Genomic DNA, 18,531 nt, shown 5'->3' with positions numbered 1-18,531 from the left:
GGTCGGGTATGACTTCTACGTCCGGCTCCGGCCAAAGCGGTATCCCGAGCGGCTGGGACAGCAAGCTCTCCGGCTCATTCTTCAGCGACGCCAATTCGGGAAGACTTCTGTCGCAGGATGAGATCCGCAAGAACTGGTCGTCCCTGAGCTCTGAACAGCAGGCACAGGTTCGCTCCGACTGCTCGAGAATGCCAGTAACGGCACTGGTTTCTGGCACAACGACCGGCACGGCAGGTAGCTCAGGTTCGACCGGCAATGATACAACGGCGAGTATCGGCACCGGCTCTGGCATAGCCACCGGCACGTCAGGCAGCTCTGGTTCGACCGGCAGCAACACCACGGCCAGTAACAGCACTGGTTCGGGCGCGAACTCGGCTGATCAAATGGCTTCGATGCAGCAGCTCTGCACCCAAGTCCAAGGGATGTGACTGAATGCGGGCTCCGGGCCGGCTTGGCCGAAATAAGAAGAGGCCTTGAAGGCCCGGACGTCGCTTTGGCTTGGTAGCAATTTCGGCGCTGAAGTCGGTCGGTGATCGGTGTCAGAACTTCGCGTTAGCCGGGCGACAAGTGCCTGAACGCCCTCGCTAGGAGTAATGCCGAGACTCTGGAATTGCCTTCCGAACTTGGAGAAGGTTAGCTGCGAGTTCACTTCCCTCTCGGCTAACGCCAGATGGACAATGTCTGTGCGCCGCTGGTGCCGTCTGTCGCATGGCCTCAGTCATCTTTTTTCGCTGTCCGGGAATAAAACGCCGCCCGCCCTGGTCTTCCATGCATACGCTGCTGATTGACCTTGAAGGAACGCCGCACTGCAAACCCACACATTGCCGAGCACGACGGTATCGGTCGACGCGTTCCAGGACCTCTGGAAGGCGATAGGTCGGCCGCCTGCGGCCCGCTGGCTCACCTGTCTGCCGAAGGTGCTGCCGCGGTCGGGATCGGGAAAGCTCAGGTGCCGCGGATGCGAAATGGGTCGTGAATTCGGCAATGCTTGTGCTCGAGAAGCATCCATCTGGATGCATGTTTGCGGTCCAGTTTGTGATTGACATCAATGCGACGTTTGCCCTCACATTCAACGCAGTTGGCGACCCGGGATGTTTCCTCTGGGTTCGATCGCAACGCAGAACCATTCTCGCCAAATGAGCGTACGAGCTCAAGGCGAGGCGCATATGACGGTGTACCGATGCTGAGCAGCAATGCGCGAGCCGACCGCTTCGGCGAAGTGGTAATGCCCCATCTCGCCGACGCGCTTTCGCTGGCCCGCTGGCTGACGGGCAATGCCACCGACGCAGAGGATGTCGTGCAGGACGCCTGCATGAAGGCACACGCCAACATCGCAAGCTATGCAGGCGGCAATGCACGTGCCTGGCTGCTCACCATCGTTCGCAACTCGTGTTACACATGGCTGGCGCGCAATCGCCCGCGCAGCATCGTCTCGGTGGGTGACCTCGGTGATCTCGACGAGGTGAGCGCCGCTCACGCAGTCGATCTGAGTGAGAGCGAAAGCCCGGAGGCGAGCCTGATCGCCAAGACAGACGTGGCGGCCCTGGAGGCGGCGATCGCCGCTCTGCCGCAACCCTTTCGAGAAACGCTCGTGCTGCGCGACGTGAATGGCCTCGCCTACCGCGATATCGCAGCCATGCTGGGCGTGCCGATGGGCACGGTGATGTCGCGGCTGGCGCGGGCGCGTGGCCTGCTGATCTCTGACCTTGGGAGGGCGCAATGAGTGCGCACAACGATGGATTGCCCGAGGACGCCGCAGGCATGAACCTGATGCTGCACGCGCTGATAGATGGCGAGCTTGACGCCGCCGCGGCCATGGCTGTCGAGCGGCGCATCGCCGCCGATCCCAAGCTGGCGGCCGAACATGCCCGCATCATGGTCTTGCAAGGGGCTGTGGCCAGGCTTCCGAAGCCCCGAGTGAGCGACGAGTTCAGCGCGCGCATTGCAGCCATGGCCGCGTCCAGCCGCGTCGAGGTGCTGCGGCCCAGAGCGCCGACACAGGCGAAGTCCGCTCGAACGTGGTGGTCGGCGCGCAACTTCGGATCATTCGACTGGCGCGCCATGGCGGCCTCGATCATGATCAGCGCAGTTCTGGCCAGCGGCGCGACGCAATGGGCGATGCAGCCTAGCGTAGCCGACAGCTTTGCCGCAGGGGTAGCCAGCGGCCACCAACGCAGCCTGCTGGCGGCCAGCCCCGTCGATGTAGTCTCGTCGGACCGACACACCGTAAAGCCATGGCTCGATGCAAGGCTCGGCCTTTCGCCGCCGGCTCCTGATATGGTGAAAGACGGATTTGCGCTCATCGGTGGCAGGGTCGAGGTCATCGGCGGCCGGGCAGTGCCGGCGCTGGTTTATCGCCACCGCGAGCATTTGATCACCCTTGTCGCCGAGCCGCAAAATGCCGGGACGGTGACCGACCCCGTCGATCTCTCGGAGGGCGGCTTCTCGCTGGTGCAATGGAGCGACGGCGCCTTCTCCTACTGGGCGATTTCCGACATGGAGCGGCCGGAGCTCGACGACTTCGTGGCGCGCTTCCGCGCCGCGGTCGTCCCCGGCTGATAACCGACCGTCGGCACTCCAACCGATATCGAGTGCCGACCTGCGCTAGCCTTGACGTTCCTGCCCGGGTGACGGACCACGGCAGCAGCATGGCGCCGACGTCGAACGCGTCCTCGTGCAGCGTCGGCTCCAGTTCGGGGCGGACGCCGGCCCCTGTTTTCGGGAAATCTCAAAAGAATTTCGCGCCGCCCGGGAATAAAGGGATGTCCTGATGGGTCTTGTTGTTAGCGGGGCCAATTTCCCGGCACGCACCCAAGAAACGAAAAAAGGATCTACCGAAATGACCAAGCTCGCTCTCAGCGTGGCTGCCATGCTGCTTGCCTCAACCGCTGCCTTTGCCGGCAGCGACCATGGCGGCAACAACTCCAATCAGCCGGTCGCTACCGTTGACACCAATGCCACTGCTTCCATTTCCCCCTCCCCGCGCCAAGCCGGCGTCGACACCATGGTGACGACCGGGCCGCGCCAGGGGTCGGTTCAGGACATCATCACCAGGCACAACAACGACGGCATCTGGGGCCGCTGAAGGCACCCTTCCGAACATCTTCTCTTACCACTCATGATGGAGAGCCAAACCTTTGGCTCTCCATCATCACCCCATAAGGCTGCAGGAGATCACCTATGTTCATGATGACACGTCGCACGTTGCTTGGAACCACGCTCGCCGCGACCGCCTTCGGTCTGGCCGGCAAGCTGGAATTCACCCGTCCCGCCTTCGCCGAAACGTCGGTCGAGCCGGCCGTCGGCTTCTACAAATACAAGGTCGGCGATATCGAAATCACGGCCATCTACGACGGCATCTGGCGCAAGCCGCACGACCCGGCCTTCATCAAGGATGTCTCCGTCGAGGACACCAAGGCAGCGCTTGCCAAGGCCGGCCTGACGACGGATTTCATGCCCATCCCGCTCACCGTCGTCGTCCTCAAGATGAACGGCAAGCTGATTATGATGGATGCGGGATCGGGCGTCGGCCAATGGCAGACCAATGCCACCCATCTGCCGGCCAACATGGCCGCCGCCGGCATCGACTATAAGACGATCGACACCATCATGATCTCGCATTTCCACCCCGACCATGTCTGGGGCCTGATGGAAAAGGGGACCAATGCACCGGTGTTCCCCAATGCCGAGCTGATCGTCAACGCCACGGAATACAAGTGGTGGACCGACCCCAGCCGGCTGGCCAAGCTGCCGGAAGGCCGCAAGCCGGCGGGCAAGCGCATCGCCGAAAATTTTCCGAAATGGAAGAACTGGAAGCTGGTCAATGACGGCGCCGAAGTCGCGCCCGGCATCCAGATCATCGCTGCGCCCGGCCACACGCCGGGACATTCGGTCTACCTCGCCAGCTCCGGAAAGGAACAGCTGATGATCTCGGCCGACACCATGTATGTGCCCGCCCTTCTGGCGCCGCATCCGGAGTGGCAGGGCAGTTACGACCAGGACGGGCCGATGGCGATCACCACGCGGCACAAGCTGATCGATCGCGTGATCGCCGACAACATCCGGATCTCGGGTTCGCATTTCCCGTTCCCCGGCACCGGCGTCTTCGTGAAGGACGGCAATGCCTATGGTTTCACCCCAGTTCAGATTTGAGCGCGAGCTCCCAACCCAAGCGAGAAAGATGATGAAACAATACTATCCGGGCAAGCACGCCCTGTTTGGCCTGCTTGGCGCCATTGCCGTGCTGACCATCGTTCCCGTGGCCACTATCCTGCCGGCCTATGCGGTCGACGACATCGAAGGCGCCGATGCGCCCGACCTCACCGCCGTCCAAGCCAAGATTGCCGTAAAAGACTACAAGGGCGCGCTGGCCGATCTGCGTGATCTCGCGCAGGACAACCAGCAGGCCGATGTCTACAACCTGCTCGGCTTCACGCTGCGCAAGACGGGCGATTTCACCACCGCGCTGACCTACTACAACAAGGCGCTCGAGCTGAAGCCCGACCACAAGGCCGCCCGCGAATATCTGGGCGAACTTTATGTAGAGACCGGCGACATGGCCAGGGCCAACGAGCAGTTGGCGTCGCTGCAGAAGCTGTGTCCCGCCGGCTGTGAAGAACTCGAAGACCTCCACAAGGCCATCGACACCAAGGTGACCAAGTAAACCAGGCGGGCGCTGCAAGGCGCCTGCTCCTTTCCCATGGAGCCCATCGTGACAACCACACAAACCGCCTGGAAACCACATCTCACCGACTTGACCCTGCTGACGGGTCGCCTGCTGCTCTCATTGCTCTTCGTGCATGAAGGCCTGGAGTTGGCGACGCATTTCGCCGGTGCAGCCAAGGCAATGACGGCGCTCGGCGTCAGCCTGCCGCTTTTGATGGCCACCATAGCGCTGCAGCTGGGAGCTGGCGTTTCGATCGGCCTCGGTCTGCTGACGCGTCTGGGCGCGGTCGCGCTCGGACTGTTCTGTTTGGCAACGGCAGCTTTGTTCCACACCAATTTCGCCAACCAGAACGAATTGCTGCATTTCGAAAAGGATCTCGCCATAGCGGGCGGCATGTTCGTCCTGGCCATAGCCGGCGCCGGCGCGATATCTCTCGACAGGGTGCTGAACGGCCTCGTGAAGCGCCGGCAACAGGACAGAGAGACGGTTGCGGCGCTCATAGCGGCCGGTAAGCCTCTCTCGGTGGGCGATATCAAGCTTCCACTCTAAATCGCCAAGACGCCGGGTCCCATAAACCCGCCCGCCCGATCCGAACGCTACAAACGCCTCGGGCAACCCCTGATGACGAAGCCGTTCATGGCGGGTTGTTTATCGACGTCCGCTTATCGGCACGGATAGGAACGCCCTATCGGCCGATATTAGGCGCATCGCTGCCTTTCGTCGAACGTGCCCGCACTGGTCCACCAACGCGAAAGTTGCATGTCACAGGAGCGCTCAACTCTCGGCAATAAGAAGGCCGGCCGCTCTCCACCCAGACGCGGCGGGCTTTTGCTTTGCAGATGCCAGGACCCGGTCGAGGGCTGGCGCAATCCATTGATCAGAAGGCTACAGCAGGATGTGCGCCTTGTGCGCGATCAGACCAGCCAAGATGATTATCACCGCCAAGATCACTGCCCATGAAGAGGTTGCGGGCGACAAGCGCCTTTCTTCCCGCGTACCGCTTCATCTCGCCAGCGCTTAGCCTGGTCAGCCCCTATGTTCATCTTGACCATCGGTTCGGTTGCCTTATCGACCACAACAGGGAAGCGCCGCGACATTGCGCCAGCGCAGGGTAAGGGTTTGCCTGCCCGTTCTGGCTGAGTCGGCGCACTGACTTAAGCTGAACTTCGGAAAAATTTCGTCACAGCGACAGTTGACGATAAGCTGATCTGGCCCTGTCTCGTTCTCGTGGCCTCGCGCTTGTCGCCAATCAGATCTACACAAGAATATCCGGTCCTTAATGCGGCATCGGCTTTCAACTCGCCGCACACAAGAGGGCGCGACACAGTCGTAGGTGAAATTCAATCTAGGGAACTGGCTGGCTTTGCGCCCTACTCCGCCGGGGTCTTCTCCAGCGCCGGCGCGCCGCTCTTTCGGCCAAAGCGCTGGACGACGAAGCGGCCCGCCTTCTGGCCGGGGACCTCGATCAGAGTGTAGGTGATCCAGGACAGCAACGTCACCGTCGGCAGCACAACGGCAACGACGATGGCGAAGCGCAGCGGCGGCGACAGTTCGTGGCCGAACTCACTGATGACGAACGCCGCGACGGGCTGCAGCACCAGCAGATGGATCAGGTAGATGCTGAAGGAAAGCTCGCCCATCAGGTGGAAGAACCGGTTGCTGAGCGTCACGGCGATCGCTCGCGCCAACATTCCCGCCCTTCCAGGCAGCATGCGGTAGAGAACCAGCGCAAAGAAGCCCGCCACAAGCGCTTCGCGCACCAGAAGCTTGCCCAGCCCCTGGTCGCCACCAAAGGGCAGCGCCGCCAGCAGCAGCGCCAGTGCCAAGTACAGGATAGATCGCGGCTGGCTCTGATGCACGACTCCGGCCAGCAGCATCCCGCACAGGAATATCTGCACCTTCAGCGGCAGAAAGGACGGCATCGGAAAATGGATCGACAACAGCCGCATCGCAAACACGATGACGCAGCCGGCCGCCGCGACCACAAGGGCGCTCCTGATCCAGTCCAGCCTGCGCACCAGCAGCATGACCGCCGGGAACACGGCATAGAACTGCATCTCCAGCCCCAGGCTCCAGTCAGGCAGCGGCGTGCGATAGGCGAGGTTCGGCACCAGCCCAAACAGGAACGTGAGATGAGCGACGATGTTCTTCAGGCTGCCGTCGAGGTAGCGTTCCGGCGCCTGGTGCGATCTGGAGAGGAAATCGTCGATGATGATCCTGCAATCGTAGAGATAGGGGCCAAGCGCCAGCGCCAGGAAAAGCATGACATAGAACAGCGGCGCGATCCTGAAATAGCGGCGCGTCCAGAATTTGAGCCAGGTTTCCGATCTTTGCCAAGGCTCCTTTTCCTGGCGCAGCTGATAGTGGAACACCATCAGGAAGCCGGACAGCATGATGAACAGGTCGACGCCGAGATCCGGCTCGCCGACGATCGGAATTTGCCAGCCGCTCAAAAGCATGCAGTGCCCGACCAGCACCCAGATCGCCGCAACCGCGCGAAGCCCGTCCAGGCATTCGATGCGCGACGACTTGATGATGCTGGTTTCGTAGCTGGCCATGTTGCACTGCAGCATGGCGCCTGAGCAGCGATTGTCAACCCGGTGAGCGATGACGAATTGCGGTTACGAGTGCTGGACCGACCCTCGTATCGCCGCGCTCCATAAGTGGGTTTCGGACGAGGCCACGTGGCCCTGAAGGCCGGGACGGTCAGCCGCGCCAAACGGCGACAATTGGGCGCACTGCTGCTCGACAGCTTGTGAGCCGTGTTTGGACGGCTCTCCGTTAGCGAGGGTCCTATTTGAGCGCTCTGCTTTTGGGATTCCGCTGGGGCCAGCTCAAAGACCTATCTGAGGCGCGAAGCTGACGCCACCGGCGAATTTGAACCGAATACCCCATCATCCTATGTTCATGATTTGTGCTTCGAAAGTCGCATAAATGGCAGTCTGGAATTGGGAGGGAAATCTCCAGAGGCCGAAACCCAAGGCGGACATGACGGCTGTTGCCAGCTCGCGGTGATATCGATAACATCTCGAAGTCGACCCGATTCTGAGAGGTGGTGCATGGACGCGGCCGGACGCCAGACAAACCCCGTGACTGAGTGTCTGGCGCTTACCTCTGTCAGGCCGGCGCGGCCGGCCGATAGAGAGCGCTGATGGCCAAGGCAGCCTCATCGAAACCGAGCGAGAGCTACGCTCCGACGATGGTCGACGTGGCGCTGCGGGCGGGTGTGTCGACCATGACGGTTTCGCGGGCCCTGAAGGAAGGCGGTCGCGTTTCCAAGGCGACGCGGGAAAAGATCATGGTCGCGGTCAACGACCTCGGCTATGTGCTTGACCAGTCGGCCGGCAGCCTTTCCTCGCGCAAGACTGGATTTGTTGCCGCGATGGTTCCGTCACTCAACAACTCCAACTTCGCCGACACGGCGCGCGGCATTACGGATGAACTGGAGAGCACGGGGCTCCAGCTTCTCCTCGGCTACACCGACTATACGGTCGAGAAGGAGGAAAAGCTGATCGAAGCGATGCTCCGTCGGCGGCCGGAAGGCATCATCCTGACCGGCGGCGCTCACACGGATCGCGCCCGCCGCCTTTTGAAAAGCGCCGGCATTCCAGTGGTCGAAACCTGGGAGTTGCCGGTAAAGCCGATCGATCAAGTGGTTGGTTTCTCCAACGAGGAGGCGATGGGGCTTCTCGTCAAGACGCTCGCCAGGAAGGGTTACCGAAAATTCGGTTACATCGGTGGCACGACCTCGCGCGACACGCGCGGCAGCCAGCGGCGCGAAGGCTTTGTCAGAGCCATCGAGGAGCTCGGCCTGCCGACCGGGCGCCTCGTTTCCTTTGGCGTGCCGCCGATATCCATCGAGCAGGGCGGCCAGGCCGTCGTCAGCATGCTGGAGCGTTGGCCGGACACGCAAGCCGTACTCTGCGTTTCGGACCTTTCGGCCTTCGGCGCACTGATGGAATGCAAGCGCCGGGGCATGCGGATCCCGCAGGACATCGCAATTGCCGGCTTCGGCGACTACGAGGTAGCCGCCTTTTGCCATCCCGGCATCACCACCGTGAATGTCGACTGCTACGGGATCGGGCAACAGGCCGCCCGCAGATTGATCCAGGTGATCCGAGGCGACGAGAAACGACACGGCCAAGAAATCGTGCTCACCGGCTATCGCGTCGTCGAGCGCGAAAGCACCTGAGTTCTTTCATCGATTCAAACGCAGCGAAGGGCAGCCCAATAGCGATGTTTCGCGAGACCATCAGCCTCACACATGACGGCGCCTTGAAAGCCGTCGCTGCCGGGGCCGCGCGCGCTGTGACGATGGGCGTGCCGCAATGTCTTGTGGTCGTCGATGCGAGCGGCGAGACCTCGCCAGCCTGCATATGGACGGCGCACGGTTCCTGAGCCTGCACACCGCGTGGGCCAAGGCGCGCACGGCGGCGTCGATTAACGCTGCCACCGGCGACATGGCGCCCGAAGCAGCAACCTTGGCCGGGATCGCTTCACAAGGCGGCGTCACCAATCTGCCTGGCGGCCTGCCGATCCGCTTCGATGGCCGCCTTGCGGGCGGCATTGGTGTCGGTTCGGGAACCGGCGAGCAGGATTTCGACGTGGCACGCGCCGCGCTGGCGGCGATCGGCGCCGACGCGATTTAAGGCAATGTGCCGATGCGCCTCCGGCGCAACCGAAGCATATTCAGAACGCGATCTGAACCTTCATGGATTTGCTTCGGTCACCGGCGATGTCGAAAGCCGCGACCGCCTCGTCGAGAGGATAGATGCCCGTCAGTAGCGGTTTGACATCCACCCGGCTGCGATTGATCAGGTCGACGGCGAGCGCAAACTCCTCGTGGAAACGGAAAGTGCCCCGCATCTCGATCTCTTTCGCGACGATGAGGTTCTGCGGGATCGACAGATCGCCGCCGAGACCGAGCTGCACGAGCACGCCGCGCGGCTTCAGGACATCGAGCCCTGCACGCACCGCGCGTTCATTGCCGGATGCCTCGAACATGATGTCGAAACTACCCTTGTCGACATTGTAGGCGGCTAGCTTTTCGCTGTTGGTCGCGACGTTGATGGTGCGATCGGCGCCGATCTCCAGGGCCTTCGCCAGCACGCCCTCCATGACATCGGTGGCGACGATTTCGCGCGCACCGTGGGCCCGTGCGGCGAGGATGCAAAGCGCGCCGATCGGCCCGCTGCCGGTGACCAGAACCCGCTTGCCGAGCAGCGAGCCGGCGCGATTCATGCCATGCAGGGTCACCGCAAAAGGCTCGGCGAAAGCGGCTTCATTGATGGAAACGTGGTCGGCTATTTTGTGGCACTGCCACGCCTCGGCGATCAGGCGCTGGCGGAACGCACCCTGGATGTGCGGCATCGGCATGGCGCTGCCATAGAAGCGCATGTTGAGGCATTGGTTCTGCATGCCTTGCAGGCAGTAGCGGCAGGCATTGCATGGTCGGCTGGGCGAGATCGCGACGCGATCGCCGACAACAAGTGTCGAAACACCGCCGCCGATGGCCTTCACTGTGCCGGCAACTTCGTGGCCGAGGATCATCGGTTCGCGCAGGCGGATCGCGCCGAAGCCGCCATGATTGTAGTAGTGCAGGTCCGAGCCGCAGATGCCGCCGGCTTCCACCGCGATCTCGACCTGTCCGTCGCCAGGGGAGCCCGGATCGGTCTCCTCGACCCGCAGGTCTTTTGCCGCATGGATGACGATCGACTTCATGATGGGATCCTTTCTCAGACGACCGGTGTCAGCAAGGTCTGTCCACCGAAATGGGCGGCGAGATTATCGCGGACGAGCTGACCCATGGCCTCGCGGGTCTCCACCGTGCCGCTGGCGTGGTGCGGTTGCAGCACGACATTGGTAAGCTTCAGGAAGCGCTCGTCGATGGTTGGCTCGTTCCAGAACACGTCGAGCCCGGCACCCTTTATGGCACTGGATTCCAGGGCCGCGAGCAACGCCGTCTCGTCGATCGTGCTGCCGCGCGAAATGTTTATGACGATACCGTCCGCTCCGAGCGCTGCCAGGATCGACGCATTAATCATGTGTTTCGTGCTTTCGCCGCCGGCGAGCGTTACGATCAGAAATTGGCTGTCGCGCGCCAGTTCAAGCAGATCGCCGACGAACGTGTAAGGAAGGTCGTCGCGCTTGCGGGTGTCGAAATAGGAAATTGTACAGTCGAAGGCAGCGGCGCGCTTCGCCACCGCCGCACCGACGCGGCCCATGCCGACAATGCCCAGCCTTTTCCCACAGACACGCGTGACCAGCCCCATATTGCCCTTGCGCCAGCTTCCATCGCGTACATAGGCATCGGCCTGCGGGATTTTTCGCGCCACGGCGAGCAGCAGCCCGATGCCGATATCGGCTACGTCCTCGGTTAGAACATCAGGTGTATTGGTGACACGAATGCCGTTCGCCCTGGCGTACGCAAGGTCGATGGCGTCGGTGCCGACGCCGTAGCAGGAAACGATTTCGAGCTGCGGCAGCTTCGCCATCAGCGCAGCACTTGCGCCAAGCTCGCCGCGCGTAGCGATCGCGCGGATCGCGCCGGAGTGGCTTGAGAACAGTGCGTCCTTGTCCTCGGCCCGCCAAAGTTTGTGGACGCGATATTTCGCCTCAAGATCTGCCATGTCCCAATCCGGATAGGGACCTGTCATCAAAATGTCGGTCACGGCGTCATCTCCTGTGCATTTTTCCAATTGACTATGTTATCGATAACATTCATGTCAATAGGGACTGGCGGCAGGTACGTTGGAAATCGTGGCCGCTCCAGGAAACATTGCTCAGGAGGAGCGTTTGGGCAGTTCGTTGTTCGATTTGGCCGGCATGCGGGCGCTGGTCACGGGTTCGGGGCAAGGGATCGGCCTTGCCTTGGCGGAGGGGCTGGCGCAGCACGGCGCCGAAATCGTCCTCAACGGCCGCAGCGCCGAAAAGATCAAAACTGCCGCGGATGCGCTGGCGGCCAAGGGGTACAAGGTCCATAGCGCCGTCTTCGACGTCACCGATCATGCGGCGGTGGCGAATGGCGTTGCCGAGACCGAGACGACGATCGGCGCCATCGACATCCTCATCAACAATGCCGGCATGCAGTTCCGCGCGGCGCTCGAGGATTTTCCCGCCGACAAATGGGACGAGTTGCTGCGCAACAACATCTCCAGCGTCTTCTTCGTCGGGCAAGCGGTGGCGCGGCACATGATCCCGCGCAAGCGTGGCAAGATCATCAACATCGCCTCGGTGCAGAGCGAGCTGGCACGGAGCAACATAGCGCCCTATACGGCCACGAAAGGCGCGGTGCGCAACCTGACGCGCGGCATGTGCGCCGACTGGGCCAAGCATGGCTTGCAGGTCAATTCCATCGCGCCGGGCTACTTCAAGACACCGCTCAACCAGGCGTTGGTCGACAATCCCGAATTTTCGGCGTGGCTGACCAACCGCACACCGGCGGGTCGTTGGGGCGATGTCGGCGAACTGGTCGGCGCGGCGATCTTTCTGGCGGGACCGGCCTCATCCTTTGTCAATGGACAAACGCTCTATGTCGACGGTGGCATCACGACCTGCCTTTGAACCCGCGCTCATCGTCGTGATGGGTGTCAGCGGCTGCGGCAAGACCAAAGTTGGCGTCGAGATCGCCGCGCGGCTTGGCCTTGCCTTCGTTGAAGGCGATACGCTGCATCCGCGCAGCAATGTCGAAAAGATGTCGGCGGGCATACCGCTTGCCGACTGCGATCGATTGCCTTGGCTGGATCTGGTCGGCGCAGCCTTGCGCCAGGCGCGTGAGGAGGGTCGCGGGCTAGTCGTCAGCTGTTCCGCGTTGAAGAAACCCTATCGCGATAGGCTTCGCGATGCGGCGGGCGAGTCGCTGGTTTTCGTATTCCTGGAGGGGTCGCATTCGCTGCTGCAAGCCAGGCTAGCCGCGCGCCGCGGCCACTTCTTTCCACCGGCGCTGCTCGACAGCCAGTTCGCCACACTGGAGCATCCAGGCGACGAGCCGCTGGTGGTCACGGTGGACATCGACGCGCCTGTCGACACGATTGCCGATAGAGTGTTGCAGGGCCTGGGTGCACTTTGGGTCGACCCTGCCGGGATCAAGGAAAAAGGCACGTTGAAATGACGCAACCAACAAAAGTCGCCGTTGTCGGCGCCGGCATCATGGGAACGGCGATCGCCACCCGCCTGATCGAGGTCAAGCAGGCGGTCACTGTGTTCGATCTGGACAAGGCCAAGGTCGCCGCCCTGACCTCGAAGGGTGCGGCTGGCGCGGCGTCGGTCGCCGAGGCAGTGCGGGCGAGCGACTTCGTCATCCTCAGTCTCAACCACGCCGATATCGTGCGTTCGGTGGTATTCGGCGATGCCGGTGTCGCGGCTGCTGCGTCGCTGGAAAAGCTTTTGATCGACATGTCGTCGATCGACCCGGCTGACACTGCGCAAATGGCCAAGAAGCTCGCGGCCGAGACCGGCATGAAATGGCTCGACTGCCCGCTTTCGGGCGGCGTTCCCGGTGCGCTGGCTGGCCGGCTGACCGTCATGGCCGGCGGCGAGGCGGCAGACTTCGAACAGGCGCGCTCGGTGATGCAGCATCTCTGCGCCAACTACACGCTGATGGGCCCGAGCGGGGCAGGGCAGACCACCAAACTGATCAATCAGCTGTTCTGCGCGGTGCTGTTCCAGGCCGTCGCAGAGGCGGTGAAACTTGCCGAGGCCGGCGGTGTCGATCCGAAGGCCATCCCGGCGGCGCTCAAGGGCGGACGCGCCGATTCCAGTATCATGCAGGAGTTCATGGCAAAGTTTGCCGCCCGCGATTATTCAGCCACCGGCCGCATCGACAACATGCTCAAGGACCTGGATTCGCTGCAGGCCTTTGCGTTGAAGACCAGGACGCCGATGCCGATGACCGGGCAGGTGGTTGAGATCCACCGCTTGCTCTGCGCCGCCGGCCTCGGACCCAGGGATTCGGCCGAAATGATGCGCCTGCTCGACGGCAAGACCAGCTAAGCGGCTAGGCCTGATTTTGTCGCTTGACGCTCAGAAATGTTATCGATAACATCATTTGGCGATCTTGGGAGGAACGCTTGTGTCTGAGGAAAAATTGATCGAGTTCAAGTCGATTACCAAGGAGTTCGGCGGCACCCGCGCGCTCTCCGACGTGTCGCTCGATCTGCACAAGGGCGAGATCCTGGCACTGCTCGGCGAGAACGGCGCCGGCAAGTCGACGCTGATCAAGACGCTTGCCGGCATCTACCGTCCCGATGGCGGCAGCATCTTGTTTCGTGGCGAGCCCTATCACCACCGCCCGCCACGGCCGAACCAGCGTCAGTCGGTCGCCTTCATTCATCAGGATCTCGGCCTGATCGAATGGATGACGGTCGGTGAAAATGTCGGCCTGGCGCAGGGATTTTCGCTGCGCTCCGGTCTCATCGACTGGCACTCCACCGAAAACCGGGCCCACGAGGCGTTGAAGCTGGTCGGCTGCGATTTCGATCCGACGACGCGCGTCCAGGATCTGACGCGCACCGAAAAATCGCTGGTCGCCATCGCTCGCGCTTTGGCCACCGAGGCCGATGTGCTCGTGCTCGACGAGCCGACAGCCAGTCTCCCGGCCGACGAGGTCGATCGCCTGTTCGACGCCATCCGTCCGCTCAAGCAGCGTGGCGTCGGCATGATCTATGTCTCACATCGCCTCGATGAAATTTTCCGCATCGCCGACCGCGTCGCCGTGCTGCGCGACGGCAGACTGGTCGGCCAGAAGAAGGTCGCCGAGACCAAGCCGGACGAGCTGGTCGAGATGATCGTCGGCCGTCCGGTAAGCCAGGTTTTCACCAAGGCTGAGACGCAGGCCGGCGAGACGGTGTGCGCTGTTCGCGACCTGGTCTGCGCCGGCGCAGGTCCGGTGTCGTTCGACGTGCGCAAGGGAGAGCTGCTCGGTCTGGTCGGATTGCGCGGCGCCGGACAGGAACTGGTCGGCCGCACGCTGTTCGGCTGCCAGGCCTTTTCGGGCTCGGTGACGATCAATGGCGCTACGCCCGACCTGTCGAGCCCGATCGCGGCGATGGCGGCCGGCGTTGGGCTCATCGCTCGCGATCGGACCGAGGAGTCCATTGCGGCCTCCTTGTCGATCCGCGAAAACAGTTTTCTCAATCCCGGCGCCGGCAAGCGCGGCCTGTTCTCGTTCCTGGCGCCTCACAAGGAGGCTGCGCTAGCGCAAGTGATCGGCGGCTCGGTCGGGTTGCGCCCCAACGATCCGAACCTGCCGATCGAGGCGCTTTCCGGCGGCAACCAGCAAAAGGTGGTCGTCGGGCGCTGGCTCCACACCGGCCGCGCATTGCTGATCGCCGAAGATCCGACCGCCGGCGTCGATGTCGGCGCCAAGGCCGAGATCTACCGGCTGATCGGACGCGCGCTTGAAGCCGGCCTCGCCGTCGTCGTGGTTTCGACCGACTTCGAGGAGATCGCCCATATCTGCCACCGTGCCCTGGTGTTTTCGCGCGGCCATATCGTGCGCGAACTCACCGGCAGCGACCTGACCACATCCGCCGTGATCATTGCGGCATCGGCTTCCGAAGCCGCCTGATCTTTCTGGGAGCGAACTCATGCAATCGATCGAATCCAGCGCACTCGAACCAACCCGTGGCGAAATGGCGGGCTTGCCGTTGGGGCAGAAGATCATCCGGCTGCTGCCGGTCTACGGGCTGGTGATCCTGACGGCGCTGCTGATCCTTTTGTTTTCGATCCTGCTGCCGAACACCTTTCCGACGCTGCTCAATTTGCGCTCGATCATCTCCGACAAGGCAATCATCGCGCTGCTGTCGCTGGCGGCGATGATCCCGATGGCGTCGGGTCGCATCGACCTCACCGTCGGCTACGGCATCGTGCTTTGGCACATCCTCGCCATCAGCCTGCAGACCATGTTCGGCGTTCCGTGGCCGCTGGCGGTGATCATCGTGCTGCTTCTCGGTGCTGCGACCGGCTTCCTCAACGGCCTGCTGGTGGAAGTCGCCCGCATCGACTCCTTCATCGCCACGCTCGGCACCGGCACCGTGCTCTATGCGCTCGCACTCTGGCACACTGGCGGCCGGCAAGTGGTCGGCGTGCTGCCCGACGGCTTCTACGCGCTCAACGGCACGATGGTGTTCGGCCTGCCGATTACCGGCCTCTATGTCCTGGCCATCGCCGTCGCGCTGTGGATCATCCTCGAATATCTGCCGATCGGCCGCTACGTCTATGCCATCGGCGCCAATCCGAAGGCGGCTGCGCTCAACGGCATTCCGGTGCGCCGCTTCGTCATTGGCGCCTTCATCTCGTCGGGCTTCCTGACGGCGCTGACAGGCGTGCTGCTGGCGTCCAAGCTGCGCATCGGCCAGGCCAGCGTCGGGCTGGAATATCTGCTGCCGGCACTCGTCGGCGCTTTTCTCGGCTCGACCACGATCAAGCCCGGGCGCGTCAATGTCTGGGGCACGATGACGGGCGTCATCATCCTGGCGGTCGGCATTTCCGGCATTCAGCAGTTCGGCGGCTCGTTCTTCGTCGAACCGCTGTTCAACGGCGTCACGCTGCTCGTCGCCATCGGCATTGCCGGCTACGCCCAGCGCAAGCGCGGCGCCGCGCACAGGGCCAGGACCAGGACCAAGGCCGTAGCGCAGTCCTCGAAGTGACAAGTCGAGCCTAGGGGATCACGACATGAGCGACTACGAAATTCTGGACGATCGCTTCCGAAAGCTGACGATCGGGCATGCCAAGCTCGAACGGCTGTGGACCGGCAGCCGCTGGGCCGAAGGGCCGGTCTATGTTCCCTCGGCAAGGCATTTGCTGTGGTCCGACATCCCCAACGACCGGTTATTGCGCTACGACGAAAGCGACGGCTCGGTCAGCGTCTTCGAAACCCCTTGTAACAACCAGAACGGCCACACGCTTGATGGCGAAGGCCGCGTCGTAGCCTGCGAGCATCGCGGCCGGCGCGTCTCCCGGCTCGAACATGACGGGCGCTGGCAGCCGCTGGTCGAAGCCATCGACGGCAAGCGGTTCAATTCGCCAAACGATGTGGTGATCAAATCCGATGGGACGATCTGGTTCACCGACCCGGTCTACGGCATCGAAAGCCACTACGAGGGCGAGATCGCCAAAGCGGAGATCGGCGGCTCCCATGTCTACCGGTTTGATGAGCTTTCGGGTGAGGTGAGCGCCGTTATCACCGATATGGTGCAGCCGAACGGCCTGGCATTCGCGCCTGACGAGATGACCCTCTATGTCTCCGACAGTGGCGCCAGCCACGTGCCCGGCCTGCCGCGCGCAATCAAGGCCTATCACCTTGCCGCCGATGGCCGGTCGGCGCGCGCAGGCGGCATCTTCGCCGAGTGTGGGGCAGGCCTCTTCGATGGCTTCCGCGTCGATCGCGACGGCAACATCTGGGCCTCCAGCCCCGACTCGGTGCGCGTCCATGCACCGGACGGAACCCTGATCGGCCGTATCCTGGTTCCCGAGCTCGTTTCCAATGTCTGTTTCGGCGGCCCCAAGCGCAACCGCCTCTACATCACCGCGGAGACATCCCTCTACGCCATCTACGTCAACGCACATCCGGCTGGCGTTGGTCCGGTGGCGGGTGACATCAGCCGGTGAAATGCCGCAACTCCATTCGAAAACCGAGTTTTGAAAGACCATGCAGTTTCTTGAAACCAAGGGAGGTACCAACATGCAACGCAGAACATTCCTGAAATCATCCGTCGCCTTGATGGCGATCGCGATCGCTGCTCCGGCCCTGTTGGCGGGCCAGGCTCGGGCGGACGCGATGGCCGACGCGATCGCGGTCGTCCGGAAATATGCACAGAAAGTGACGACCTGGGATGGCCCGACCACCGGTCCTAAGGCGCAGCAAGGCAAGACGATCGTCGTGCTCGCCGGCGACCTCAAGAACGGCGGCATTCTCGGCGTTACCAACGGCGTCGAGGAAGCGGCCAAGGCGATCGGCTGGGAGGTCAAGGTGATTGACGGCGCCGGCTCGATCGGCGGCCGCACCGCTGCCTTCGGCCAGGCCATGGCGTTGAAGCCGAATGGCATCGTCATAAACGGTTTTGACGCGGTCGAACAGGCGCCGGCGCTGGAACAGGCCGAGGCCGCAGGTATCCCGTTGGTCTCCTGGCATGCCGGACCGGTGATCGGGCCCGACGAGAAAAGCGGCGTGTTCGCAAACGTGTCGACCGACGCCATGCAAGTCTCCACGGCGGCGGCCGACTGGGCCTATGCCGATGCCAAGGGCAAGCCCGGCGTGGTTATCTTCACCGATTCGACCTACGCCATCGCCATCGCCAAAGCCGACAAGATGAAGGCGGAGATCGAGCGGTTGGGCGGCAAGGTGCTCGAATATGTCGACACGCCGATCGCCGAGACCTCTCAGCGCATGCCGCAGCTGACCACTTCGCTGCTGCAGAAGTACGGCGATGCCTGGACGCATTCACTGGCGATCAACGATCTTTATTTCGACTTCATGGGACCCTCGCTAGCCGCCGCCGGCAAAGCCGGGACCGACGCGCCGATCAATGTCGCTGCCGGCGATGGTTCGGAATCGGCCTATCAGCGCATTCGCGCCAGCCAGTTCCAGAAGGTGACGGTCGCCGAACCGCTCAACTTGCAGGGCTGGCAGTTGGTCGACGAGCTGAACCGCGCCATCGCCGGTGAAAAATGGTCGGGCTATCTGTCGCCGCTGCATGTCGTGACCGCAGACAATGTCGAGTTCGACGGCGGCCCGACAAATGCGTTCGACCCCGGCAATGGCTACCGCGACGCATACAAGAAGATCTGGGGTAAATAGGAGCCAGGCGATGCGGGCGTAACACGCGATGCGCCCGCATCGCATTCGTACCCCAAATCCACGAATT

18 protein-coding genes and 1 pseudogene are annotated in these 18,531 nt (G+C 62.5%); 16 read left to right on the top strand and 3 right to left on the bottom strand.

All coding sequences use genetic code 11. The annotated features are described in order from the left end of the window. The first annotated feature begins 8 nt into the window (after positions 1-8). From NKJ76_RS10990 to NKJ76_RS10960, 7 genes are all read left to right on the top strand, one after another. Positions 9-428 carry a hypothetical protein gene (locus tag NKJ76_RS10990; RefSeq protein WP_352537394.1) on the top strand — a complete coding sequence of 140 codons (420 nt, stop codon included), beginning with the start codon at positions 9-11 and terminating at the stop codon, positions 426-428. Positions 429-1,180: 752 nt separating this feature from the next. Next, complete coding sequence (locus NKJ76_RS10985; RefSeq protein WP_352537393.1) at positions 1,181-1,723, top strand: sigma-70 family RNA polymerase sigma factor; 543 nt, start codon at positions 1,181-1,183, stop codon at positions 1,721-1,723. Further along, positions 1,720-2,559, top strand: a complete 840-nt coding sequence (locus NKJ76_RS10980; protein WP_352537392.1) for an anti-sigma factor family protein — start codon at positions 1,720-1,722, stop codon at positions 2,557-2,559. Before NKJ76_RS10985 ends, NKJ76_RS10980 begins: the two co-directional genes overlap by 4 nt. A gap of 280 nt (positions 2,560-2,839) precedes the next feature. Then, complete coding sequence (locus tag NKJ76_RS10975; protein WP_023670610.1) at positions 2,840-3,085, top strand: DUF680 domain-containing protein; 246 nt, start codon at positions 2,840-2,842, stop codon at positions 3,083-3,085. 95 nt (positions 3,086-3,180) lie between these two features. Beyond that, on the top strand, positions 3,181-4,152 hold the full coding sequence (locus NKJ76_RS10970; protein ID WP_352537391.1) for an MBL fold metallo-hydrolase: 972 nt from the start codon (positions 3,181-3,183) through the stop codon (positions 4,150-4,152). Between the two features lie 31 nt (positions 4,153-4,183). Beyond that, positions 4,184-4,663: a tetratricopeptide repeat protein gene (locus NKJ76_RS10965; RefSeq protein WP_352537390.1), complete on the top strand. Its 480-nt coding sequence runs from the start codon at positions 4,184-4,186 to the stop codon at positions 4,661-4,663. 36 nt (positions 4,664-4,699) lie between these two features. Further along, complete coding sequence (locus NKJ76_RS10960; protein ID WP_502902292.1) at positions 4,700-5,215, top strand: DoxX family protein; 516 nt, start codon at positions 4,700-4,702, stop codon at positions 5,213-5,215. Positions 5,216-6,036: 821 nt separating this feature from the next. Here NKJ76_RS10960 and NKJ76_RS10955 read toward each other — a convergent pair. Beyond that, positions 6,037-7,224: an acyltransferase family protein gene (locus NKJ76_RS10955; protein WP_352537388.1), complete on the bottom strand. Its 1,188-nt coding sequence runs from the start codon at positions 7,222-7,224 to the stop codon at positions 6,037-6,039. Positions 7,225-7,817: 593 nt separating this feature from the next. Here NKJ76_RS10955 and NKJ76_RS10950 point away from each other — a divergent pair. Further along, a complete protein-coding gene (locus NKJ76_RS10950) occupies positions 7,818-8,858 on the top strand; it encodes a LacI family DNA-binding transcriptional regulator (RefSeq protein WP_023763031.1) in 1,041 nt (346 codons plus the stop codon). Between the two features lie 38 nt (positions 8,859-8,896). Beyond that, a pseudogene (locus NKJ76_RS10945) lies at positions 8,897-9,315 on the top strand (GlcG/HbpS family heme-binding protein). A gap of 40 nt (positions 9,316-9,355) precedes the next feature. Here the strand turns inward: NKJ76_RS10945 and NKJ76_RS10940 are convergent. Together NKJ76_RS10940 and NKJ76_RS10935 are read right to left on the bottom strand one after the other, a co-directional pair. Then, on the bottom strand, positions 9,356-10,387 hold the full coding sequence (locus NKJ76_RS10940) for an L-idonate 5-dehydrogenase (protein WP_352537387.1): 1,032 nt from the start codon (positions 10,385-10,387) through the stop codon (positions 9,356-9,358). A 14-nt stretch (positions 10,388-10,401) separates the two neighbouring features. Then, a complete protein-coding gene (locus NKJ76_RS10935) occupies positions 10,402-11,322 on the bottom strand; it encodes a 2-hydroxyacid dehydrogenase (protein ID WP_352537516.1) in 921 nt (306 codons plus the stop codon). Between the two features lie 169 nt (positions 11,323-11,491). On the opposite strand from NKJ76_RS10935, the gene NKJ76_RS10930 reads away from it, so the two are divergent. The 7 genes from NKJ76_RS10930 (at position 11,492) to NKJ76_RS10900 (ending at position 18,464) form a co-directional block, all read left to right on the top strand. Further along, a complete protein-coding gene (locus NKJ76_RS10930) occupies positions 11,492-12,229 on the top strand; it encodes an SDR family oxidoreductase (protein ID WP_352537515.1) in 738 nt (245 codons plus the stop codon). Next, positions 12,198-12,776 (top strand): gluconokinase, encoded by a 579-nt coding sequence (locus tag NKJ76_RS10925; protein WP_352537386.1) that lies wholly within the window; start codon positions 12,198-12,200, stop codon positions 12,774-12,776. Before NKJ76_RS10930 ends, NKJ76_RS10925 begins: the two co-directional genes overlap by 32 nt. Continuing rightward, positions 12,773-13,657: an NAD(P)-dependent oxidoreductase gene (locus tag NKJ76_RS10920; protein ID WP_352443395.1), complete on the top strand. Its 885-nt coding sequence runs from the start codon at positions 12,773-12,775 to the stop codon at positions 13,655-13,657. The genes NKJ76_RS10925 and NKJ76_RS10920 overlap by 4 nt, the downstream gene beginning before the upstream one ends. 79 nt (positions 13,658-13,736) lie before the next feature. Further along, positions 13,737-15,233, top strand: a complete 1,497-nt coding sequence (locus NKJ76_RS10915; protein ID WP_352443394.1) for a sugar ABC transporter ATP-binding protein — start codon at positions 13,737-13,739, stop codon at positions 15,231-15,233. Between the two features lie 19 nt (positions 15,234-15,252). Next, positions 15,253-16,314 (top strand): ABC transporter permease, encoded by a 1,062-nt coding sequence (locus NKJ76_RS10910; RefSeq protein WP_352537385.1) that lies wholly within the window; start codon positions 15,253-15,255, stop codon positions 16,312-16,314. Between the two features lie 25 nt (positions 16,315-16,339). Continuing rightward, positions 16,340-17,275 carry an SMP-30/gluconolactonase/LRE family protein gene (locus tag NKJ76_RS10905; RefSeq protein ID WP_352537384.1) on the top strand — a complete coding sequence of 312 codons (936 nt, stop codon included), beginning with the start codon at positions 16,340-16,342 and terminating at the stop codon, positions 17,273-17,275. Positions 17,276-17,348: 73 nt separating this feature from the next. Further along, on the top strand, positions 17,349-18,464 hold the full coding sequence (locus tag NKJ76_RS10900) for an ABC transporter substrate-binding protein (protein WP_352443391.1): 1,116 nt from the start codon (positions 17,349-17,351) through the stop codon (positions 18,462-18,464). Positions 18,465-18,531 lie beyond the last annotated feature (67 nt).

It is taken from the genome of Mesorhizobium sp. M0029 (genome assembly GCF_040323735.1).
In the GTDB taxonomy this organism is placed as follows: Bacteria; Pseudomonadota; Alphaproteobacteria; order Rhizobiales; family Rhizobiaceae; genus Mesorhizobium.
Note: the sequence above shows the minus strand (reverse complement) of the source record. Positions and strands in the feature narration are given on the sequence as shown.

What these genes read in the sequence shown, in the direction of transcription:
- NKJ76_RS10990 (WP_352537394.1), top strand. Translation starts at nt 9, where the DNA reads ATGACTTCTACGTCCGGCTCCGGCCAAAGCGGTATCCCGAGCGGCTGG.
- NKJ76_RS10985 (WP_352537393.1), top strand. Translation starts at nt 1,181, where the DNA reads ATGCTGAGCAGCAATGCGCGAGCCGACCGCTTCGGCGAAGTGGTAATG.
- NKJ76_RS10980 (WP_352537392.1), top strand. Translation starts at nt 1,720, where the DNA reads ATGAGTGCGCACAACGATGGATTGCCCGAGGACGCCGCAGGCATGAAC.
- NKJ76_RS10975 (WP_023670610.1), top strand. Translation starts at nt 2,840, where the DNA reads ATGACCAAGCTCGCTCTCAGCGTGGCTGCCATGCTGCTTGCCTCAACC.
- NKJ76_RS10970 (WP_352537391.1), top strand. Translation starts at nt 3,181, where the DNA reads ATGTTCATGATGACACGTCGCACGTTGCTTGGAACCACGCTCGCCGCG.
- NKJ76_RS10965 (WP_352537390.1), top strand. Translation starts at nt 4,184, where the DNA reads ATGAAACAATACTATCCGGGCAAGCACGCCCTGTTTGGCCTGCTTGGC.
- NKJ76_RS10960 (WP_502902292.1), top strand. Translation starts at nt 4,700, where the DNA reads ATGGAGCCCATCGTGACAACCACACAAACCGCCTGGAAACCACATCTC.
- NKJ76_RS10955 (WP_352537388.1), bottom strand. Translation starts at nt 7,224, where the DNA reads ATGGCCAGCTACGAAACCAGCATCATCAAGTCGTCGCGCATCGAATGC.
- NKJ76_RS10950 (WP_023763031.1), top strand. Translation starts at nt 7,818, where the DNA reads ATGGCCAAGGCAGCCTCATCGAAACCGAGCGAGAGCTACGCTCCGACG.
- NKJ76_RS10940 (WP_352537387.1), bottom strand. Translation starts at nt 10,387, where the DNA reads ATGAAGTCGATCGTCATCCATGCGGCAAAAGACCTGCGGGTCGAGGAG.
- NKJ76_RS10935 (WP_352537516.1), bottom strand. Translation starts at nt 11,322, where the DNA reads ATGACAGGTCCCTATCCGGATTGGGACATGGCAGATCTTGAGGCGAAA.
- NKJ76_RS10930 (WP_352537515.1), top strand. Translation starts at nt 11,492, where the DNA reads ATGCGGGCGCTGGTCACGGGTTCGGGGCAAGGGATCGGCCTTGCCTTG.
- NKJ76_RS10925 (WP_352537386.1), top strand. Translation starts at nt 12,198, where the DNA reads ATGTCGACGGTGGCATCACGACCTGCCTTTGAACCCGCGCTCATCGTC.
- NKJ76_RS10920 (WP_352443395.1), top strand. Translation starts at nt 12,773, where the DNA reads ATGACGCAACCAACAAAAGTCGCCGTTGTCGGCGCCGGCATCATGGGA.
- NKJ76_RS10910 (WP_352537385.1), top strand. Translation starts at nt 15,253, where the DNA reads ATGCAATCGATCGAATCCAGCGCACTCGAACCAACCCGTGGCGAAATG.
- NKJ76_RS10905 (WP_352537384.1), top strand. Translation starts at nt 16,340, where the DNA reads ATGAGCGACTACGAAATTCTGGACGATCGCTTCCGAAAGCTGACGATC.
- NKJ76_RS10900 (WP_352443391.1), top strand. Translation starts at nt 17,349, where the DNA reads ATGCAACGCAGAACATTCCTGAAATCATCCGTCGCCTTGATGGCGATC.